An 18,500-nucleotide genomic window follows, 5' to 3' on the forward strand; every position below is an offset into this window, starting at 1 on the left:
GTAAAGCATATTCTGCTCATAGTTCTCTTTCAACAGCTATTAAGAACTGGTTTCTTGGCAGAGCTTCCGGACAGGCTGGTGAATGTGCTATTGTAAATTATGAGTCTTAAAAATGTCAGAGTATCTGAAATGTATCAATAAATACTCTGTAAATGTATCAATAAGATGATTATTTACTGCTGCCAGTGCCTTTTATTTCCCGAATAATGTCAATGAACTCTCTGGTTTCTTTTTTTACATCGTCGCTGCAAACGACCGCAGAGATTGCAACAAGGCTGTCAGCCCCATTTTCAATAACGCTTCTGCAATTCTCTTTATTAATTCCACCGATGGCAACCACGGAAATTTTTATTGCGTTTCTGACTTCCCTTATGCTGGCAGGTCCGATCCCCTTTCCTGCATCTTTCTTCGTAAAAGTATCGAATATGGAGCCAAGACCTACATAATCCGCACCGCTTTTTTCTGCTTCGATCGCTTCATCGGCGTTGTGCACTGTGAGACCGATTATCTTATTTGCGCCCAGGATCTTTCTTGCAGTTTCAATTGGCATGTCGTCCTGGCCTATATGGACTCCGTCCGCATCGACTACCAGAGCGACATCGATTCTGTCGTTTATAAGAAAAATTGCTCTGCCGCTACAAATTTTCTTGATTTCAGCTGCTTCGTCGATCATCTCTCCTGTGCTCTTGCATTTCTCCCGGTACTGGACAATTTTGCAGCCTGCTTCAACTGACTCCTTTACATCGGACAGAGTCCCTTTTTTTGAGAGCCCGGAGTCTGTCACAAGATAAAAATCGATATCTTTTAAAAGAGAATTTTTCAAGGTCAGGTGATTCTTATCTGAGGCTTTTTGACTGGAAGTTTCCTTCGGGTTGCAGTTTTTCTTTTCCATTGAGCTTCAACTCATTCAAGATGCGTGTTTAAAAATAATTTGTATAATATAATTTATGTGTAATTATTCATATAAAATAACTTACATAAAATGACTTGCATGAAATAATTTGTCAGTTTTGGTATTTTATTCGGTTTCAGTACTTTATTCGGTTTCAGTGTTTTATTCAGATCCGTTTTTTACCCGATTTCACTATTTTATTCAGGCTCAGTGTCTATCCGGTTTCGCCGTCTATTCGGTTCACAGCTCTTCGACTTTCATCATAGCCTGTACCTTTTCGTCCGACAGGTTGAACACTTCGTCATACAGGTTCACCTTAAAACTTCCGGGACCTGCTGAGTTTTTAGCTGCAAGCTCTCCTGCGGCTCCAAAATAGCATAAAGCGTCTTTGGCGGCATCGCAGTAATCCGGATTGACCGAAGCAAAAGAGCCAATGATTGATGCAGCCATGCAACCGGTACCGACAATTGACCCCATAAGCTCGTGCCCGTTCTTTACAACAAATGTCCTGTTCCCATCGCTTATTACGTCTTCTTTTCCTGTCATTACCACGACGGAAGAGCTTGATTTTGCAAATTCTTTTGCAACCTTTTGGGGGTCAGCGCTGATAGAGGTCGATTCAACACCTTTAGTTTCAGCATTTTCGCCTGCAAGTTTTGCAATCTCGGAATAATTGCCCTTGATTATATCAACACGGACGGATCCGAGAATTTTTGCAGCCATCTCATCCCTGAATCTGGTGGCTCCGACTCCGACCGCATCGAGCACAACAGGGATTTTTTTCTTATTTGCAGCGGCAGCAGAGAGAAGCATAGAATCTATGATTTCTGAAGTAAGGGTTCCTATATTCAGCACAAGCGCAGATGAGATCCCTGTCATATCAGCACATTCTTCAGGTGCATGCGCCATTACAGGGAGAGCGCCAAAGGCTCTTGTTATATTTGCGCAGTCGTAGATAGTTACCCAGTTAGTGATATGGTGAACTAGGGGTTTTGTTTCCCTTATTGTTTTTAACGGGTTTTTCATTAATTATTCCTCGATAGCGTTTTAAATTCCGTGTATAATGAGTGTCACATATTATGAAATTGTGCTTATTATGAAATGAAATTTCTGCATCCGAAAGAACGTTTTCTTAGAAAACATTATCGAAAATGATTATTTTTAGGCTGCTGGCTGCTTTATTAATGGCACTATTTTCTTTTCTGTTTTTATCTCTTTTCTTCTATGCACGGAAATTCCATGTTTTCAGGTCTCTGCATATTCTTTCTGTGTATAAAAATCCTCTTAGAAACAAAAAATTCGGTGAGTACCGCAACTGTCCCGACATCCTGACAGGTTTAAAATATCTTTTTGTTTTTCCGAAAACGACACAATTAAATAAAGGTATTAAGCAGGAAGAACTCGCTGAAGCACTTGGAGTTTCCAGACAAACAACAGGTTCTCTGGAAAATGGACGGTACAACCCGTCTATCATTTTAGCTTTTAAAATTGCCGGATATTTTAACATTACAATTGAAGAAGTTTTCATTTACGAGGAAGAAAACGATGATAAAAATTAATAGTCAGGTTCGAAATTATGAGTTGATCCCAAAACTCAAAATGCTCCTCATAATCTTGAATTCAGGATACTCAATCGATTTTCGAATCATGAGCTATAAGTCTGAAACTTTCATTATTTGAGAATAAAATTGGTTTTGGGATGAGCTCTATATCTGGTTGGGATAGTGCAGGAATTATCGCAGGGTGTTTATCTGCTATTAAATTATACGGCAGGGAGCTTGGGTTATTGTTACACTTGTTGTAGCATTACTTATAAAAGGGCAGACTGTCCTGTTTTAAGCTACCCGTTTCCTGCCCGTTTTCTCCCAACAATTTTTGTGTTTATGCCCTTTCTTTTTTACCCAACGAGTTTAAGACTATCACGAAAGTGGATACGAATATTATACCGAGTACTGCCATATTTAAGGGGCTGTTTATAACTGAACTGAAAAAGGGAGTGGTAATTGAATAAACCTCGTTTTGCAGCCCGTAATAAGCCGATTCCAGAAGTAATGCAATAAGAGATATTAAACCGGCTATCAGAAAACTGCGTATTAATGTATCAAGTTTCATTGTCATCCTCTTTTAGAACTGTATATGAAAATATAAATAAATTTATTTCGATCGAATGTCTCAAGATTTTTCCAGCAAAAATTCCCGGAAACGGAGCAGGATAATAAGGATTTTCTTCTCTCGCTTTGTTTGATCCTACATTCGGCAGGTTAACGTAATTAGAGATATATATTTTCATATTTCTCTCCCATTAGACTCAATATCTTCCAGTGAATCTCCTCCATATTCAATATTTCTGACTTCATTTTTCCTTTTTTCTGAGAAATAAGTTCTGTAATTCCTTGGAACTTGAAAAATATCCATCTCATTGTAGGTCTTTTTGTTGGTTTCCCTTTTTGATCTGGCACCGTTTCATTTTCTGTTTCTAATTTAATTCTCAGTTTCCATTCTGCAATAGAATAAATCATTAAGCATAGAACCATTATCATGGTTAATGCTTCAATTCTTCCTTTCTTCTTGAGGTAGACTTTCGATATGCTAAATGTATCACTTTTCAAGAATCTGAATCCTTTTTCTACATTGTCCTGTCCTTTGTAATACTTCAGCATCTCTTCAGGAGAAAGACTGATATCATTACTTGCAAGAATGAAAAGTCCCATTTTCTCCATTTCTTTCAAAACAAAAGCATCATTAACCTTTATGATGCCATCAATCCTGAAATAAGTCTTTAATTCTTCATCTTTTGAAGGTCTGCCTTTTTTACCCGATTCACGTTTTTTAATGGATTTCACATCTACCTTTTCAAATGAAACAGAAGGAAAATCTTGAATCCATTTCTCTGCGGCTTTTAATGCATCCTCTTCGCAGAAGAAGTCCTCTACTTTCAGCTTTTTAAAAGACTTCTCTGCTTTTTCTACCTCTTTGTCAAGCTTCGTCCTGAAAGTTCCCTCTTTCTTCTCTTTCATCTTGTGAGAAAGCAACAAAACCCACTTTTGTTTGATTCCGCCATATTCCACAAAGGTTTGATAGAATGAGTACCTCTCATCACTTTTTAGCTTTTGCAGGTTCAGATTTGCAGCTAGCAGTTCCTTTGCCTCGGTAATTGTTGCAGGAACACGACTTATCCAGAAAGACGTCCCTATGTTCTGGATATTATTGTCTGTATAAAAGGAACTATCAGCGACATAGTAAACTTTGCTTTCAGGTCTTAAAACTGATTTGAGAGACGTTATTGCTTCCAGAATTGTGTTTTTGTCTGAAGCATTTCCTGAATGTGTATTCATGAAAAGAGGTATCCCATGTTGATTAACAATCAAGCTCAACACAAATTGTTTGAGATCCCATCGTCCGTTTTTAGGAATTCCAAAAGTAATATCAATAGACTCAGTTTCTTCGTCGTCATAATCACCAAAAACGCTGACACTTGTAGTGTCAGCGTGTAAACAGTGGACAGGAATAGGTAGACGAGCCATAATGTGAAGAGCAATTTCCGTAAACAGTTTTGTAGGGCCATATTTTACGATTCTGTCAAGAGTCTCTCCGATAGCATATTGATTCAGGTCTTCTTTTATTATACCGTCTCCAAAGAGCCTTTCAGTAGAAACGTTTTTGAAAAAATCAGGAAACAGGTACAGACGTTGCCCTATAAAACCAAGGCCATTGAGTACCATGGCAAGGATGCAGACTAAGTGAGGAACATTATGATTCCGTTCTTTAGGAAGTTTCTCATCGATCAGTTTGTCAACTTCAAGTTCTCGGAAAACTCCAGCCATAAGACCGAGGTGACCTAAGAACCTTGTACGTTTTAAGGAGGATTCGACTCTTCTACTGCTGTTTTTCTCTGCCATGGGATTACCAAGAGAGAGATATAAAATTAATGATATTAATTTATAGGTTTACCTGCCGAAAGCAGGTTTGATAGTTTGAATTATGTACTTTAAGTAGTGCAGCATTATTCGTTTTATCTAATTTTTTCTTTCCCGCTAGATAAGGGGAGAAGCTGTATCAAAAAGTCGAAACAGAGGATAGCAAAATAAATACTGCTAATAGCTAAAAAATATAAGAATTGGATATTAAAAAAGGTAAGAAGAAATTTACCTTCTGAGGATCATGGACCTCAGCCTATCAGCAGCACTTGCAGACTTGTCTGCAATGCCTCCTATCCTTTCGACAAGCCCCATAAGGTGGCAGACTCCTGCTCCTCCTATCGCAGACTCGTGTTCAAAGATCTTTTTTAAGAGAGCTGTCTCAAGCACATCCACATCGTGCTCCAGCTTTTCCACTTCAGGGACGAGCTGCAGAGTCTCTTTGATTTCTTCTTTACTGAAAGAAGTAGCCAGGAGCTTGTAAAGCTCACCTACAAGCCGGTCATACATCCTGGCTGTTTTCAAAGAGGTTGCCATGAGTTCCAGAAAGCCCTCCTTGATCTCATCCGGGAGGTCTTTGCAGGGGCGCAGGGTCATCCAGTAGGCTGAAGCCTGGGCAAAATCAGCTATGGAGTCCTGCTGTTTAAGGAATGAAAGGAGATCTTTTTTGTTTACTGGCAGCCTGACGGAAGAGGGTATGCTTGCTCTGATTTTCTGTTTTATTTTATCTGCTTCGTGCTCCAGTACGTCGATTTCTTCAGTACGTTCATCAAGAAGTGCCTGATTTCCTGTACAGTATGCTTCCATTGCTTCAGAAAGCTTTTCCACTGCAAGCACTCCTTTTCTGGCATGTGTTTCCAGGGGGACGAAAGGAGATTCTGCGACCACGTCGAGTACGGAACGGATGTAGTCTTTCATCAAAATATCACCTCGAGCCCCACAAAAATTATTGCCGATGTAAGGGCAGCTATGGGGACTGTTGCTATCCAGGAAGAAATAATCCTCCATATCACGCCAAGGTCAACGGCTGCAAGCCCTCCTGCAAGTCCCACGCCAATTACCGAACCTACAAGAGTGTGAGTGGTCGAAATAGGGAGAGAACTGTAACTGTGAAGCAGAACAACCGATGCAGTTGCAAACTGTGCGGAAAAGCCGCGTGTTGGGGTGAGTTCCGTGATTTTTGACCCTATGGTCTCAACCACTTTATAGCCCCAGGTTGCCATGCCTATTACCATGCCGAGGCCGCCCATTACAAGTACCCATATTGGGGCTCCGGTTCCTGTTACTCCCAGTACGTTAAGTGCGGCAGAGAGAGGACCTACAGCGTTTGCTACATCGTTTGACCCGTGCGCAAATGCGATATAACAGCCAGTTATGATCTGTAAGAATAAGAATTTTTTCTCAACTGCAGGCATATCCGAAGCCCTGTGGAGGTAAAGGCTCCTTATTATAGAGAATATCAGAAACGCAAGAATCGCACCAAGAGCCGGAGATATAAACCAGCTGGCAATGATTTTCAGAAGGACAGTCCAGTGAATATCAGAAAAAGAGATAATTCCGTTATAGGCTGCAATCAGCCCGAAACCGAGCACAGAACCGACAATGGAATGGCTGGTTGAGACGGGGAGGTTATAAAAAGTTGCTAGAGTTACCCAGAAACTTGCGGCAAGAATCGAGGCCAGCATCCCCAGAACCACGATATCCGGATGAATGCTGCTGATCATATCAATAGGAACAATCCCCTTTGCAATTGTTGAGGTAACCCGGTTTCCGAAGACCACGGCACCCAGGAACTCAAACACAGCGGCAATAATAATGACCTGCTTTATTGTCAGGGCACCCGTTCCGACTGAAGTCCCCATAGCATTTGCGAGGTCGTTTGCCCCTATGTTCCAGGCCATGTATAAGCCTGCAAGTATAATTGCTATGACAAGTAAATCCATTTTTTTTCCTTACTCCAGAGATTTTAACTCCAAAAATGCTATAACTGCCATGGTAATTTGGACATCATCCACTTGTGCTTGATTTATGGAGTCTGAATGTGTTTTTCTTAAGTCAATAAATCTTATGGTATTCCAGACCATTTCATTATATTTTATATTTTCCATATATTTCAGGCGGCTCTATATAATCTATAGATCTATATATGCCTATTTTTAATATATTCTTATTTCTTCTTCCGGATGCGGAGATCCTTACAGAATTCCTTTGTTCCCTGTTCGCCCAATTTACAAAGTTATCGCCAGGTCACGATTTATAAAAATCGATTTTTCAAAAAGAAGTATAATCAGGTCTTATTTTTATAAGAAATGCGAGAAGTGTAATATTTAGTCGGGCTTTATCTGTAGCTGTCCTTTACCTGCTTCTGGTTGATGTTTTTCCAGCAGTTTTCATGCTAAACAGGGATGTGTATTTTGCAGGACGTGTATTTTGCAGGACGTGTATTTTGCAGGGTGTATTTTGCAGATAGAATATTTCCCGGTTTCAAGAAAACACAAGTTTTTTATCTTAATGAGTTTATTCCCAAATTTCTGATAAAACCATCCATGGCTTAAGAAAAAAATGTACTGTATATTAAAATGAATTGAACCTGAAAGCATCAGACCTGATAAGAATCGGACCGGATAAGAACTGGACCTGAATTCCGTGTTTCTAGTGTCGCGTCAGCAGTAAAATGTCATATATAGTCGGTTATAGCTACTCAAATTCTTTAATCTTTGAGGATTGACGCGACACTAGTGTCGTGTCACCGATGGAAAGTCTTAAGCGTTATATTGAATGATCTTCATAAGTATCATTCATGATTAAATATACTGTGACACTTACCGAAGATGAACGTAGATCTCTTTGTGAACTTGCTTCAAAGGGAAAACATAACTCTCAACAAATTCTCAATGCTCTGATTTTGCTTAATTGCGATAAAAGTGAATTGAATGTTAGCCATTCAACCAATGAAGAAATCTCACGTGTCCTGAATATTAGTATGAAAAAAATTGACCGTGTTAAGAAGAGATTTGTTGAAGAAGGTCTTGAAGTTGCCCTTAACGGGAAAGAAAGCGAGCGCATTTATAATAAAAAAGTTGATGGTGATCTTGAAGCCCATTTAGTCGCCCTTAGTTGCAGTCAACCCCCTGAAGGTTTTGCAAGATGGTCGTTAAGATTATTAGCCGATAAGGCTGTAGAACTTGGTTATTTCGAGGAAATTTCTCACGAAACAGTACGCCGTACTTTAAAAAAACGAAATCAAACCCTGGCAAAGGAAACAATGGGTAATTCCTCCAGAACAAAACAGTAGCTTTGTTGCGAATATGGAAATGGTTCTGGACGTTTATAAACGTCCATTTGATCCACGAAATCCTGTTGTGTGTATGGACGAATCCCCAAAACAATTGATTGCAGAAACCCGGATCCCTATCCCCTGCTCAACAGGGAAGCCAGAAAAGTACGATTATGAATACAAGCGAAATGGAATGTGCAATATATTCCTTGCCTGTGAACCGTTGACAGGGAAAAGAATGGTAAAGATCACTGAAAGAAAAACAAAGAGAGATTGGGCTTATTTTCTCGAAGAAATAGAAGTTCAACATGAAAATGCAGATAAAATTACGTTAGTAATGGACAATCTAAACACGCACATACCTGGATCTCTCTACGAAACATTTCCACCACCAAAAGCAAAGGCGCTATGGGACAGATTTGAGTTCGTCTACACGCCAAAACATGGAAGCTGGTTGAACATGGCAGAGATTGAACTGAATGTACTTACAGGTCAATGTTTAAAAAGGAGAATGGATAACATCGAGTTTGTCAGAAAAGAAGTTTTGGCATGGCAAAATTACAGAAACAACAAAAATTCAAAGGTTAAATGGCAATTTACAACAGATGATGCAAGGATAAAATTGTCACGTCTTTATCCGACTATTGAGGATTGACGCGACACTAGCTTCATTCTTCACTCTTTTCCTGTCAGGTGCCCGGTTCTGATAGATCAAAATCGTGTTCCTTCATCTCTTTTTCCCTGATCCTTTCCCTCAGCAGGTCAAGCACCTCTTCGTCCGAGACGTCATACCAGTTCTCGTAAACCTGAGCAACAGCCCTGAAACTGGCAGGAGTCTCGAGCACGACGATCTCATCGGCTTCTTTTGCTATTACATCTGCTATCTCTTTTCCAGCTACTGGTACGGCAACCACAATTTTTTTGCCTTTTTATTCCTGCAGAGTTCTATGGCTGCCCTCATGGTGGAGCCCATAGCAATTCCGTCATCAACCAGGATGACTGTCCTTCCTGCAATATCAGGTAGAGGCTTTCCCCCTCTCAGGGCATTTATGCGTCTTTCTATTTCCGCGATCTGTTCTTTTTTGATCCGTTCAACAGTTTCTCCGGCGAGCCAGTAACCTGCATTTTCAATAATAACCGTGCTGCCGTTCTCGGCAACCGCTCCGAATCCGGCTTCAGGATTGTCAGGAAAAGGCAGTTTCCTTGCAATTACAAGGCAAAAGTCAGTTCCCAGCCTTTTCGAAACCTGAAGTCCCACTTCAACTCCTCCGCGCGGAATGGCAAGAACTACAGGGTGTTCTTCCCTGTATTTTTCAAGAGCTTGAGCCAGCTTCTCCCCTGCATCTTTACGGTTTTTGAACATGATTTCACCCTGATTTTAAAGAATCTTTATTTTTTTAAACATAAAAAACAGAATCCGGTAAAGCAAAATATTAAACAAATATGAATTAAGCTGAGATAATTAATGTAATAATTAAACAACTCTCACAGGAGACCTTAAACAACTCTCACAGGAGACCTGTAAACCTCAACCGTAGAGCCTGAAGGGAGGGGGTTTTTTGGCAAACAGAGTTCAAGAACCTTCCTTGAAACATCTTCGGGTTTCAGGGCAGGCTTATCCGAATGCAGAGAGCGGTACATGTCAGTATCAACGCTTGAAGGGCAGACTGCATATACCCTGACTCCTCCTCCTATTTCATAAGCAATAGACTCAGTAAAACCGATTACTGCAAATTTTGAAGCACTGTATATGGAGAGTTTTGGTATTCCATGTTTTCCTGCGCCTGAAGATATATTTATTATCCTGCCTTCTCCTCTTTTAAGCAAATATGGAAGGGCATATTTCGTACAGAAGAACATGCCTTTTAAATTAGTATCCATAATATTATCATATTCTTCTGTTGATGTTTCCACCATATACTTCCTGTATGCTACCCCTGCATTGTTAACCAGGATGTCAATCCTTCCAAAAGCATCTACAGCCTCTGAAATCATGTTTTCAACATCCTCTTCTACTCTGATGTCCGTACTCACCGGAAGAGCCTTTCTGCCTTCCTTTTCCACCATCCGGGCAGTTTCACGAATATCTTTTTCTGTCCTTGCAGCAATTACAATGTCGGCTCCTTCTCTTGCGAGTGCCAGGCATATCGCCCTTCCTATTCCTTTTCCCCCGCCGGTTACAACGGCTGTTTGCCCCATCAATTTCATAAAAATCGCTTTGCTTAATATTTAACAGAATAAAGGATAATGTTTTTGGAAACACTGTTCCTGATATTAATTTCTGATCAGGAACCAGGATGGGAGTTGCCTGAACTGAAATATCTGTATTATATTCTCGCGCTTTCAGGGATGAGGGTGGGACATGTGGAGCATCTGTCCCGGCTTATGTAACTGTGACCTTGCTGAACCTCCATCTCGCAATAATAAACATTATCCCCGCAAAAGCCAGCAGGGCGATATAGGACGCAAGTATCTCTCCCTGAGTGTAAGTATAGCGGATTCCGATTGCAGAAAAGTCGCTTCCTATTGCAAAATACCTGATCCCGTTGACAAGGTGAGTTAGAGGGTTGATGGTGGACAGAGCCCGAAGCACAGGGGGAAACGAATCCACAGGATAAAGGGCGTTGCTTGTGAAAAAGAAAGGCATGGTAAGAAGGGTAATTACTGCCTGCATCCCTTCCGGGCTTTCCATGGTTATAGCTATTGCAGCCGAAAGGAAAAGAAATCCCAGGGAAAAAGTGCCTACAAAAACAATGATTCCAGCAAGAGAGTAAAGGATCTGCACCGGGTCATAGCCCCCGAAAAATTCAACCCCCAGTAAAAGCCCGAAAACCATTATTACGGCTGCCTGAATAAAGGACTTGGTCATGCCGGACAGGCCTATACCAATGATAACATGGATCCTTGGCAGCGGGCTTGAGAATGTTTCACGCATAAGCCCCCAGTTTTTATCAAAAAGAAGGACAGTGCCCCCGAACAGGCTTGTAAAAAGAGTAGTCATCGCAATAACGCCTGCCCCTATGAAAGTCAGGTAACCGACAGTTTTTACACCCGGAACTACCGGCATTGTTGCAGTCAGCCTTTCAAAATTGTTTGACATTGCAATCCCGAAAAATGCAAGCCAGAGTGCGGGCTGGATAAGAGATGAAAACAGGAGAGCCCGGAAACGGATAAACCTGAGCATATCGCGCCAGTAAATGGTAAGGAACCCGGTATGCATCCTTAGCGCCCCCTGCTCCTGGGTACCACGACAGCTCCTTTTTCCGCACCGCTGTCTCTCAATTCTCTGCCCGTATAATGGACAAAAACGTCATCCATTGAAGGCTTTTTCAGGTTCACTGCCTTAATTTTGATCCCTCTGCTTCGAAGCCTGTCCATTACCTCGGGCAGCAGATAGGTCCCGTCAACATTAACCATAACCACTATCCCTTTCGTTTTTTCCCTGATCCCTTTTACACTGTCGAGGTCCTTTAACAGCTCTGCAGCTTCCCAGTTGTCACTCGTTTCCAAATAAATGAGGTCCTGGCCAAGTGTGTTTTTTAGCTCCCAGGACCTGCCTGTAATTACTATCTTCCCGTGGTCTATGATGCTGATCCTGTCACTGAGCTGGTCAGCTTCGTCCATGTAGTGCGTGGTCAAAAAAATAGTTGTGCCCTGATGATTGATATCCCTTAAATAGTCCCAGATCCTTATCCTGGTCTGAGGGTCAAGCCCTATTGTAGGCTCATCCATGAAAAGCACCTTCGGCCGCGTCATAAGCCCCCTCGCGATCTCGAGCCTTCGTTTCATCCCTCCGCTCAGGTGTCTGGTGAGAGTATCTTTCTTCCCTTCAAGCTCGACCAGGCTGACCAGTTCTTCAATTCTTTCCTGCCTCTCAGCCTTTGACATGGAATAGAGCCTTCCGTGATATTCCAGAATCTCCTTTACTGTCATGTCCCTGTCAAGTGTGAGCTCCTGAAAAACAATCCCTATGGACTCCCTGACCTTTTCAGGCTCATGCTTTAAATCATGCCCTGCAATCTTTGCACTCCCTTTCTGAACAGGCAGGAGGGTGGTAAGGATATTGATTACAGTACTTTTCCCGGCTCCATTTGGCCCGAGAAAGGAGAAGATTTCTCCTCGCCTGACAGTAAAGCTGATATTATCGACTGCTTTTATCTCGCCGAAAAAATACTCCAGGTTGTTTACTTCTATGACATTGTCTTCCAGAGCAGGTACCCCATTTCCCCTTTACGTTAAAAGGATTGGACCTTCAGTGATAAATAGATTTTTTGCCTCACGGAATCCATTTTACATATTTCCCCAAAGTGCGATCAGGATAAAATAAAAATAAGTTTTCATTTTTTTGATTACAGGTGAACTTTCCTGTTTCGCGTCAAGATTTATATTCATTTAGAATAATAATATTTATTAGCTCTGTACTGTTTTAAAATAAATAGAATAAGAGGGGAAGTGAAATGATAGAGCTCATACCTGGTTTTCCTGAAAATGTCGTAGCAGTTACCGCAAGTGGAGTGCTAACCGGAGAAGATTATGAAAAAGTGCTTGTCCCTGCTATAGAAGAGAAAGTAAAGAAATATGGAAAGATTCGCCTCCTGTATCAATTGAATGAGAGGTTCGAGGGATTTACCGATAAAGCTATGTTTGAGGATGCCACGATTGGAATTCGGCATATCACAGACTTTGAAAGAATTGCGGTTATCTCAGATGTGGAATGGATAATTAATGCCGTGAAAATATTCGAATTTATTATTCCCGGCTCTGTAAGAGTCTACAGGAATAAAGAATTTCCCGAAGCAAAAGCCTGGATCAGCGAGTGAACCCATATTAACCTTTGTTAAACAATTAAGTGGACACAGTCGAGCCAGACTTACCCTGGCTTAAAAATGAATGCTACTGAATCGGAGCCACTGCTATCATAAGCGAAAGATATACCCATTCTTTTCTTTTTTGATTATTATGGTCTGAATAATTCCCGACCTTCCGGTGTCAGAATCGTGGGTGTTGTCTCCTTGAAACTGATATATTCCTTCAAATCCGATTTCAGAATCCTTTCGATCTCTTTCCAGCTGCTGTCCTTTGTTTCCGTAAACAGGTAACCAAAAAGCCCGTATTTTTCATGATCAGCTTTCCTCAGCTCCAGTGGTTTCTCAAAGTCGGAGAGCAGTCTTTCATAGTCAAAAGCTTTTACGGATTTCGAATCAATGTCCGGAGTCTTATTCAAAATCACAAGGCAGAATTTCCTTTCATCCCTGCCTTCGAGAATATTATCCCAGTCTGGCTCAAGCTGTTCCAGGAAGTACCTGTAGGTATTAATCCCGTAAGCAAAATATGCAATATCAGTTGTGCACCAGCCGGCGAAACGCATAGGGTTCACTTCTATTGGCTGGATTCTCCTGTCTGACCCTATCCGGAATTCCAGGTGAAGGGGAAAACTCCTGAGCCTGGCAAGATTTCCTATTTCTTTTAAGAGGTCTTCAACGGTTTCCCTGTAAGTTTCCATAACCGATTTTGAGGTAAAATATACCCTGTCGCTGACATCATTTTCAGAAGAGAAGATGTGTTTTAATATATTGAGGATTACTGGTTTCTCTTTGCTGTTAAAGTAAGCATCAACTGCAAATTCTTCTCCTTCGATGTTTTCCTCGATAATGAATTTTCCAGTATCGAGAACCTGCACAGGATAACGGCCCCTGATTTCTTCGACTTCGATTTTTATGCGCTCAAGGACAGCGTCCCACTCTTCATCAGTTGAAACTTTGTAAACTCCCAGACTGAAAAAACCTGTCGCCGGCTTTATTATGAAGGGCTTTTTTATTTCCTCAGTCTGGATTTCGTCCAGCTTGTCAAACTCAATGCCCTGGAAATAAAAGTCGGGATATATCCTTTCCAGCAGCTCTCTAAATTTGATTTTGTTTTTGAAAAGCTGTATTTTCTCAGGCAGCCCGGTAAACCCGAGATTTTCCGAGATCCAGCCAATGGAGTTTTCGGAACTGGAATAAATAGCATATTCGCCTTTTCCTTTTATGAATTCGATAAACTCAGCTTCTTCAAGAAGCCTGAGCTTTTTTTCTGTATCAATTCCGGTTGCCATTTCATTTTTTAAAACGGGGATCTGGAGCTCTGCAGCAGTGTTTTTTAAAAATTCAGAGACATAAGGGTAGTCGAGGATCAACATTTTTCTAACCTTTCTTAATATTTTTCGGCGTGGGGTATAAAGCCGGATAACACGGGAGATGAGTAATTAAGACAGGCTGATAATATTAGTTTTGGGGTTGATTTTGTGATCTAATGCACTAAAATTAAAATTTTTTAGAGTTAAGGCGTGATGCAGGAAAAAGTTTTAAAAAAATAGTTTTATCATCGGAGTCTATCCAGCCCGTGGTATAAAGGACTGCAGCAAAAAGAGGGACTGAAACAGCACTGAGAAACATGATGTCGGCATACGGTTCCAGAAGGATAATGAATAAAGAAACTACGCCTGCGCCTATGATGGGAGAAATTGTTCCTTTGAGCGGGTTTTCATGTAAAAGGTTCTTATGGACCCAGATCAGACCAAACACCATTGACCCCAGTACTGAAAGTACCGTGGCGACAGCAGCGCCGATGTAACCTGTTGAAGGGATCAGGATAAGGTTCAGGGATACGTTCAGGAGAGCGGCTAAAATAGCTGTTTTTGAGATTATTTGCTGGTTTCCGCTTGAAACACAGGTAGAACTGATAAGTACACTTATGAATGTGATGGCTGTTGCCCAGATAAGGATCTGCAAAGCAATTACTGAGTTCTGATACTCCGGGCCGTAAAAGATCAGGATAATCTTTTCCGAAGCAAAGGTTACCAGAACTGCAATTAGCAAACCTGAAGCAAAAAGATACTTGAATGTCCTGGCATATGCGAAACTGAATGAGTTAAAAGATTCCTTAAAGTATCTGGACATTAAAGGAAAGGTGGAGGTTGTAAAAGCGGATGGGAGGAAGACAAGAGCATCCGTAAGGCGGTAGGCAGCGGAATAAAAGCCTACTTCAGCATCCCCGCGCAAAAACGAGAGCATGAGTACATCGATCTTGAAATATACCACTGTAAAGACCGAAGCAATTGCTATTGGAATAGCTTCCCTCAATAACTGTTTTATTAAAGTGATATCAGGATTAAATGATACTTTAACTAATTTCTTTGAAAATAATACCATTAACAAGTTGTGCACGAAAGTGGCTGAAACAGAGGCAAAAATAAAGGTATTGAGCGTTGAGTTTATAGCAACTGCAAGGAAAACAAATAACAGAAGACAGACCCGGCTTACAAGGTTAAATAACAGAGAGTATTCCATTCTCAGTTTTGCTTCATATATGATTCCGTAAGCTCCTGTCCCACTTATCAGGAGGCCCAGAGATGCTATATAAAGGGCATTTTTTGTTGAGGAAGGAAATCCTATGAGGTTTATCAGAATAAAGGCTAAAATTATGGCAACGAATGAAAGAAAAAATTTTATTATAGTCCCGTTGCCTATAAGTTTTCCAGCTTTTCCAGGTTCTTTTGCAGCCTCTCTTACAAGTATCTGATGAACTCCCATATCAGGGATAAAACTGAAGAAATAGATAAAAGCAAAAGCGAAAGAAAATATTCCATAGTCTTCGGGTCCAAGGTGACGGGCGATATATAACATCGCGAAGAAACTTAGAATATTTGTTGCAATGCCGTTAAGAAACAAAAACCCGCTATTTCGTGCAAGGTATTTAACTGTCTGCATAAAAATATCTATAAGGACTAGGGGGTAGAAGGATATAACTTTATTGCTGATTCATTCCGGAGGCGATTATTAAATTTAACATAAAATAATTGTAATGCTTCCAGTACTCCCTGTAAAAATAAGTTTAAGAAGAGATATATTTGTTAACACAGTAACTATATATCCCTCTAACTTTATTTAGTTATTGAGGGGGAATGAATACCTGTGTATGTTTTGATAACACCTGTAAAAGATGAGGACAAGCTTCTTCAAGACGTAGCTGCATCCGTAATAAATCAGACTGTAAAGCCTGTCCTCTGGTTAATTATTGATGACGGAAGTACAGACAGCTCTCCAAAAATAATACACAGTCTTGTGTCCAGGTATTTCTGGATAAAAACCATACGTTTGCCTCCCCATACCAGAGACATAATTTTTCACGTATCTTATGTGTATAAAACCGGGTTTGATTTCGCATTGAGTTATTGCGAGAGGAACAATATTGACTATAATTTTATCGCTTCAATAGACTCGGATACCATACTTGAAGAAGAATATTTTGAAAAAGTAATAAGAGAATTTGAAGCCAATAAAAAACTGGGAATTGCGAGCGGGGGATTATACCATGAAATTGATGGAAAATTAAAGCTTTCCGGGCAGGCTGAAAACTTCCCTTCAGGTACAGGAAGAGTATGGTCAAAAGAATGTTTTTTCGATACTGATGGCTTTTCCTTAGAACCCTCTGCGGATTCGATCTCAAATGTGAAAGCCATACTCAGAGGCTGGCAAATCCAGAGGTTTAACGAAATCCAGATGGTAGAAAAAAGATTAACAAGCAGTGCCGAAGGCTTGTGGAAAGGATACAGGTACAACGGATACATGGCTTATTATTTAAATAAAAATCCGGTATTAATACTGCTAAATGTATTGAATTACACTTTAAAGAGACCGCATTACACAGGAGTGGCCTTTTTACTCGGATATATAAAGCCAGTAATTAAAAAAGAAGAACGAATAAAAGATATCGAAATTCGGGAGTATTACTGGAGTTACAGGTTAATCGAATACAAAAAACTGGTACACAGGAGAATGAAATCCCTGGTTTCCGCAGCTGAAACAGCTCAACTTAAATAAGATTTCTATCTAATTGTATTTTGTTCAAATAATATTTTGTTCAAATAATATTTTGTTCAAATAATATTTTGTTCAAATAATATTTTGTTCAAATAATATTTTGTTCAAATAATATGGCAGTGTCGCGAATTTGTTGTAAATTCCAGGTTAATTTTTTGGAGACTGTATGCGGAACTAATTTACCGACCTCGAATTTTTGACTCAAAAACTTCTTAAATTTGTAATTTTACAGAAAAATTGGCACACTGCCTTCAAATACGTTACAAAAAATTTTTACACGACATTGAAAGTGTTAGTAATATGAAAATACTTCAAATCCTCTCCCGCCTCTATGTAGCCGACCTTAATCCCGCTCTCGAATTCTACGAGGAACTCCTCGAAACTCCTGTGGCTATGCGTTTTGAAATCCCGCAAACAGGCGTGGAACTGGCTCAGATAAGTACTATTTTGCTTATAGCTGGCTCTGAAGAGGCTCTGAAACCATTCAGAAACACACAGGCTACGTTTCTTGTTGATTCTCTCGATAAGTTCAAAACTTTTCTTGAAGAAAATGGAGCAGAAATCATCCGGGGACCTTCAAAAGTTCCGACAGGCAGGAACATGACGGTAAGACATTCAGACGGGTCGGTGATAGAATATGTGGAGCATTCAAAAATAGAGTGAAAAACCCGTAATTCACTGAATAATCATTGGTGGACTTGCAGGCATAATATCCATTATTCAGGCTCCTACAGTAAATTAAAAGTTTAGAAATACTTATTTTTTTAATTAACCTATTTTAAACGTTTTTTTATGATAAGTATATTTATATTTAATCCAATCAATATTTAAATCAGCAATTAATAGATCCCCTATCTATGAGCAATTCCATTTAATAGAATGGAATTGCCATTTCATTGAATTGAACCGGGAGTAGGGTTTATGGAAAATAAGAAATTCACTAAAATAAAAAAGACTCTTGCTATTTTGCTGGTACTGTGTTTCGCTCTGTCAGTGATAGCTGCGCCAGCAACCGCAGCTTCTAATAACAAAGGCTATAAAGACGGTTATAATAAGGGATATAAAGATGGCAAAAAACAGAGCGACAAAGATTGTAAACAATATGGCAGCATGGAAAACCTCCTGAAAATTCCCGCGCCTGTCCTTAAGGATAGCTGGAAAAAATCCTATAAAAATAGTTACAGAAAAGGCTACGAAAAAGGATACATAGACGGCTATAATGGAAATAGATATTTATGTTTGAAATAAGATTGTGTTTGAAATAAGGTTATGTTTGAAATAAGGAAGAAAATTTTCGAAAACCTGAATTTTCAAACATAAAAATATGCGTCCTTTTTAAGCACTGATACTTCACTTATCAGGATGCTATTTTATTCCCTCTTTTTTTGTTTAGAGCATAGAATACTCAAAGAATTTTATCCGCTCTATCCTTAACAGAATCTAATAAAGAAAAGTTTCTATAATTAAGTTATATTAAAATTTTTGGTAATATATAACCTGCATTAATTCGTAATTCGTATCAGGTTTTTTGGATTGTATTTTTACGATGTTAT

General features: G+C 40.0%; 21 protein-coding genes. 6 read left to right on the forward strand and 15 right to left on the reverse strand.

Annotation, left to right across the window (positions count from 1 at the left end; genetic code table 11):
- Window positions 1-169: 169 nt before the first annotated feature.
- Together thiE and thiM are read right to left on the reverse strand one after the other, a co-directional pair.
- Complete coding sequence (gene thiE, locus MSMAS_RS07700) at window positions 170-892, reverse strand: thiamine phosphate synthase (protein WP_011035128.1); 723 nt, start codon at window positions 890-892, stop codon at window positions 170-172.
- Window positions 893-1,132: 240 nt separating this feature from the next.
- On the reverse strand, window positions 1,133-1,918 hold the full coding sequence (thiM, locus tag MSMAS_RS07705) for a hydroxyethylthiazole kinase (protein ID WP_011035127.1): 786 nt from the start codon (window positions 1,916-1,918) through the stop codon (window positions 1,133-1,135).
- A gap of 242 nt (window positions 1,919-2,160) precedes the next feature.
- Between thiM and MSMAS_RS07710 the strand changes: the two genes are divergently transcribed.
- Window positions 2,161-2,451, forward strand: coding sequence for a helix-turn-helix transcriptional regulator (locus tag MSMAS_RS07710; RefSeq protein WP_011035126.1), 291 nt, complete (start codon window positions 2,161-2,163; stop codon window positions 2,449-2,451).
- 322 nt (window positions 2,452-2,773) lie between these two features.
- Here MSMAS_RS07710 and MSMAS_RS07715 read toward each other — a convergent pair whose 3' ends face one another.
- From MSMAS_RS07715 to MSMAS_RS18760, 6 genes are all read right to left on the reverse strand, one after another.
- Entirely contained in the window at window positions 2,774-3,004 is a 231-nt protein-coding gene (locus MSMAS_RS07715) for a hypothetical protein (RefSeq protein ID WP_048036556.1), read from the reverse strand.
- Entirely contained in the window at window positions 2,994-3,182 is a 189-nt protein-coding gene (locus tag MSMAS_RS07720) for a hypothetical protein (RefSeq protein ID WP_048046408.1), read from the reverse strand. The genes MSMAS_RS07715 and MSMAS_RS07720 overlap by 11 nt, the downstream gene beginning before the upstream one ends.
- The gene (locus MSMAS_RS07725; RefSeq protein WP_048046409.1) at window positions 3,163-4,791 is read right to left on the reverse strand and encodes an IS1634-like element ISMma4 family transposase; all 1,629 of its coding nucleotides are present in this window, start codon (window positions 4,789-4,791) and stop codon (window positions 3,163-3,165) included. The genes MSMAS_RS07720 and MSMAS_RS07725 overlap by 20 nt, the downstream gene beginning before the upstream one ends.
- Before the next feature lie 246 nt (window positions 4,792-5,037).
- The gene (locus tag MSMAS_RS07730; RefSeq protein ID WP_011035124.1) at window positions 5,038-5,727 is read right to left on the reverse strand and encodes a TIGR00153 family protein; all 690 of its coding nucleotides are present in this window, start codon (window positions 5,725-5,727) and stop codon (window positions 5,038-5,040) included.
- Window positions 5,727-6,752 (reverse strand): inorganic phosphate transporter, encoded by a 1,026-nt coding sequence (locus MSMAS_RS07735; protein WP_011035123.1) that lies wholly within the window; start codon window positions 6,750-6,752, stop codon window positions 5,727-5,729. The genes MSMAS_RS07730 and MSMAS_RS07735 overlap by 1 nt, the downstream gene beginning before the upstream one ends.
- Window positions 6,753-6,761: 9 nt before the next feature.
- Complete coding sequence (locus MSMAS_RS18760) at window positions 6,762-6,917, reverse strand: hypothetical protein (protein WP_155395355.1); 156 nt, start codon at window positions 6,915-6,917, stop codon at window positions 6,762-6,764.
- Window positions 6,918-7,609: 692 nt separating this feature from the next.
- Between MSMAS_RS18760 and MSMAS_RS18180 the strand changes: the two genes are divergently transcribed.
- Window positions 7,610-8,741, forward strand: a protein-coding gene (locus tag MSMAS_RS18180; protein WP_076611411.1) for an IS630-like element ISMma9 family transposase whose coding sequence is annotated in 2 segments (ribosomal slippage) — window positions 7,610-8,043 and window positions 8,042-8,741 — 1,134 coding nt in all. Because the reading frame shifts where the segments join, the coding sequence is not laid out codon by codon here.
- A gap of 34 nt (window positions 8,742-8,775) precedes the next feature.
- On the opposite strand, the gene MSMAS_RS19480 is transcribed toward MSMAS_RS18180, so the two are convergent.
- The 5 genes from MSMAS_RS19480 to MSMAS_RS07765 form a co-directional block, all read right to left on the reverse strand.
- The gene (locus MSMAS_RS19480) at window positions 8,776-9,000 is read right to left on the reverse strand and encodes a hypothetical protein (RefSeq protein WP_011035122.1); all 225 of its coding nucleotides are present in this window, start codon (window positions 8,998-9,000) and stop codon (window positions 8,776-8,778) included.
- Window positions 8,982-9,449, reverse strand: a complete 468-nt coding sequence (locus MSMAS_RS07750) for a phosphoribosyltransferase (RefSeq protein WP_011035121.1) — start codon at window positions 9,447-9,449, stop codon at window positions 8,982-8,984. The genes MSMAS_RS19480 and MSMAS_RS07750 overlap by 19 nt, the downstream gene beginning before the upstream one ends.
- Before the next feature lie 134 nt (window positions 9,450-9,583).
- Window positions 9,584-10,294: an SDR family NAD(P)-dependent oxidoreductase gene (locus tag MSMAS_RS07755; RefSeq protein WP_011035120.1), complete on the reverse strand. Its 711-nt coding sequence runs from the start codon at window positions 10,292-10,294 to the stop codon at window positions 9,584-9,586.
- 175 nt (window positions 10,295-10,469) lie between these two features.
- Window positions 10,470-11,306: an ABC transporter permease gene (locus MSMAS_RS07760; RefSeq protein ID WP_011035119.1), complete on the reverse strand. Its 837-nt coding sequence runs from the start codon at window positions 11,304-11,306 to the stop codon at window positions 10,470-10,472.
- Between the two features lie 2 nt (window positions 11,307-11,308).
- Window positions 11,309-12,295: an ATP-binding cassette domain-containing protein gene (locus MSMAS_RS07765; RefSeq protein ID WP_080942067.1), complete on the reverse strand. Its 987-nt coding sequence runs from the start codon at window positions 12,293-12,295 to the stop codon at window positions 11,309-11,311.
- Window positions 12,296-12,543: 248 nt separating this feature from the next.
- Between MSMAS_RS07765 and MSMAS_RS07775 the strand changes: the two genes are divergently transcribed.
- Window positions 12,544-12,906 carry a SpoIIAA family protein gene (locus tag MSMAS_RS07775; protein ID WP_011035117.1) on the forward strand — a complete coding sequence of 121 codons (363 nt, stop codon included), beginning with the start codon at window positions 12,544-12,546 and terminating at the stop codon, window positions 12,904-12,906.
- Between the two features lie 137 nt (window positions 12,907-13,043).
- On the opposite strand, the gene MSMAS_RS07780 is transcribed toward MSMAS_RS07775, so the two are convergent.
- Together MSMAS_RS07780 and MSMAS_RS07785 are read right to left on the reverse strand one after the other, a co-directional pair.
- Window positions 13,044-14,264, reverse strand: a complete 1,221-nt coding sequence (locus tag MSMAS_RS07780) for an ATP-grasp domain-containing protein (RefSeq protein ID WP_048046412.1) — start codon at window positions 14,262-14,264, stop codon at window positions 13,044-13,046.
- A gap of 124 nt (window positions 14,265-14,388) precedes the next feature.
- Window positions 14,389-15,834 carry a flippase gene (locus MSMAS_RS07785; RefSeq protein ID WP_011035115.1) on the reverse strand — a complete coding sequence of 482 codons (1,446 nt, stop codon included), beginning with the start codon at window positions 15,832-15,834 and terminating at the stop codon, window positions 14,389-14,391.
- Between the two features lie 204 nt (window positions 15,835-16,038).
- Between MSMAS_RS07785 and MSMAS_RS07790 the strand changes: the two genes are divergently transcribed.
- The 3 genes from MSMAS_RS07790 (at window position 16,039) to MSMAS_RS07800 (ending at window position 18,195) form a co-directional block, all read left to right on the forward strand.
- Window positions 16,039-16,947, forward strand: coding sequence for a glycosyltransferase (locus MSMAS_RS07790; RefSeq protein ID WP_011035114.1), 909 nt, complete (start codon window positions 16,039-16,041; stop codon window positions 16,945-16,947).
- A gap of 300 nt (window positions 16,948-17,247) precedes the next feature.
- Complete coding sequence (locus MSMAS_RS07795) at window positions 17,248-17,610, forward strand: VOC family protein (RefSeq protein ID WP_011035113.1); 363 nt, start codon at window positions 17,248-17,250, stop codon at window positions 17,608-17,610.
- A gap of 258 nt (window positions 17,611-17,868) precedes the next feature.
- Window positions 17,869-18,195 (forward strand): hypothetical protein, encoded by a 327-nt coding sequence (locus MSMAS_RS07800; protein ID WP_011035112.1) that lies wholly within the window; start codon window positions 17,869-17,871, stop codon window positions 18,193-18,195.
- Window positions 18,196-18,500: the final 305 nt, after the last annotated feature.

The sequence above is a fragment of the Methanosarcina mazei S-6 genome, from assembly GCF_000970205.1.
Classification (GTDB): Archaea; Halobacteriota; Methanosarcinia; order Methanosarcinales; family Methanosarcinaceae; genus Methanosarcina; species Methanosarcina mazei.

What these genes read in the sequence shown, in the direction of transcription:
- MSMAS_RS07795 (WP_011035113.1), top strand. Translation starts at nt 17,248, where the DNA reads ATGAAAATACTTCAAATCCTCTCCCGCCTCTATGTAGCCGACCTTAAT.
- thiE (WP_011035128.1), bottom strand. Translation starts at nt 892, where the DNA reads ATGGAAAAGAAAAACTGCAACCCGAAGGAAACTTCCAGTCAAAAAGCC.
- MSMAS_RS18760 (WP_155395355.1), bottom strand. Translation starts at nt 6,917, where the DNA reads ATGGAAAATATAAAATATAATGAAATGGTCTGGAATACCATAAGATTT.
- thiM (WP_011035127.1), bottom strand. Translation starts at nt 1,918, where the DNA reads ATGAAAAACCCGTTAAAAACAATAAGGGAAACAAAACCCCTAGTTCAC.
- MSMAS_RS07755 (WP_011035120.1), bottom strand. Translation starts at nt 10,294, where the DNA reads ATGAAATTGATGGGGCAAACAGCCGTTGTAACCGGCGGGGGAAAAGGA.
- MSMAS_RS07730 (WP_011035124.1), bottom strand. Translation starts at nt 5,727, where the DNA reads ATGAAAGACTACATCCGTTCCGTACTCGACGTGGTCGCAGAATCTCCT.
- MSMAS_RS07775 (WP_011035117.1), top strand. Translation starts at nt 12,544, where the DNA reads ATGATAGAGCTCATACCTGGTTTTCCTGAAAATGTCGTAGCAGTTACC.
- MSMAS_RS07750 (WP_011035121.1), bottom strand. Translation starts at nt 9,449, where the DNA reads ATGTTCAAAAACCGTAAAGATGCAGGGGAGAAGCTGGCTCAAGCTCTT.
- MSMAS_RS07725 (WP_048046409.1), bottom strand. Translation starts at nt 4,791, where the DNA reads ATGGCAGAGAAAAACAGCAGTAGAAGAGTCGAATCCTCCTTAAAACGT.
- MSMAS_RS07760 (WP_011035119.1), bottom strand. Translation starts at nt 11,306, where the DNA reads ATGCATACCGGGTTCCTTACCATTTACTGGCGCGATATGCTCAGGTTT.
- MSMAS_RS07785 (WP_011035115.1), bottom strand. Translation starts at nt 15,834, where the DNA reads ATGCAGACAGTTAAATACCTTGCACGAAATAGCGGGTTTTTGTTTCTT.
- MSMAS_RS07720 (WP_048046408.1), bottom strand. Translation starts at nt 3,182, where the DNA reads ATGAAAATATATATCTCTAATTACGTTAACCTGCCGAATGTAGGATCA.
- MSMAS_RS07780 (WP_048046412.1), bottom strand. Translation starts at nt 14,264, where the DNA reads ATGTTGATCCTCGACTACCCTTATGTCTCTGAATTTTTAAAAAACACT.
- MSMAS_RS07735 (WP_011035123.1), bottom strand. Translation starts at nt 6,752, where the DNA reads ATGGATTTACTTGTCATAGCAATTATACTTGCAGGCTTATACATGGCC.
- MSMAS_RS07715 (WP_048036556.1), bottom strand. Translation starts at nt 3,004, where the DNA reads ATGAAACTTGATACATTAATACGCAGTTTTCTGATAGCCGGTTTAATA.
- MSMAS_RS07800 (WP_011035112.1), top strand. Translation starts at nt 17,869, where the DNA reads ATGGAAAATAAGAAATTCACTAAAATAAAAAAGACTCTTGCTATTTTG.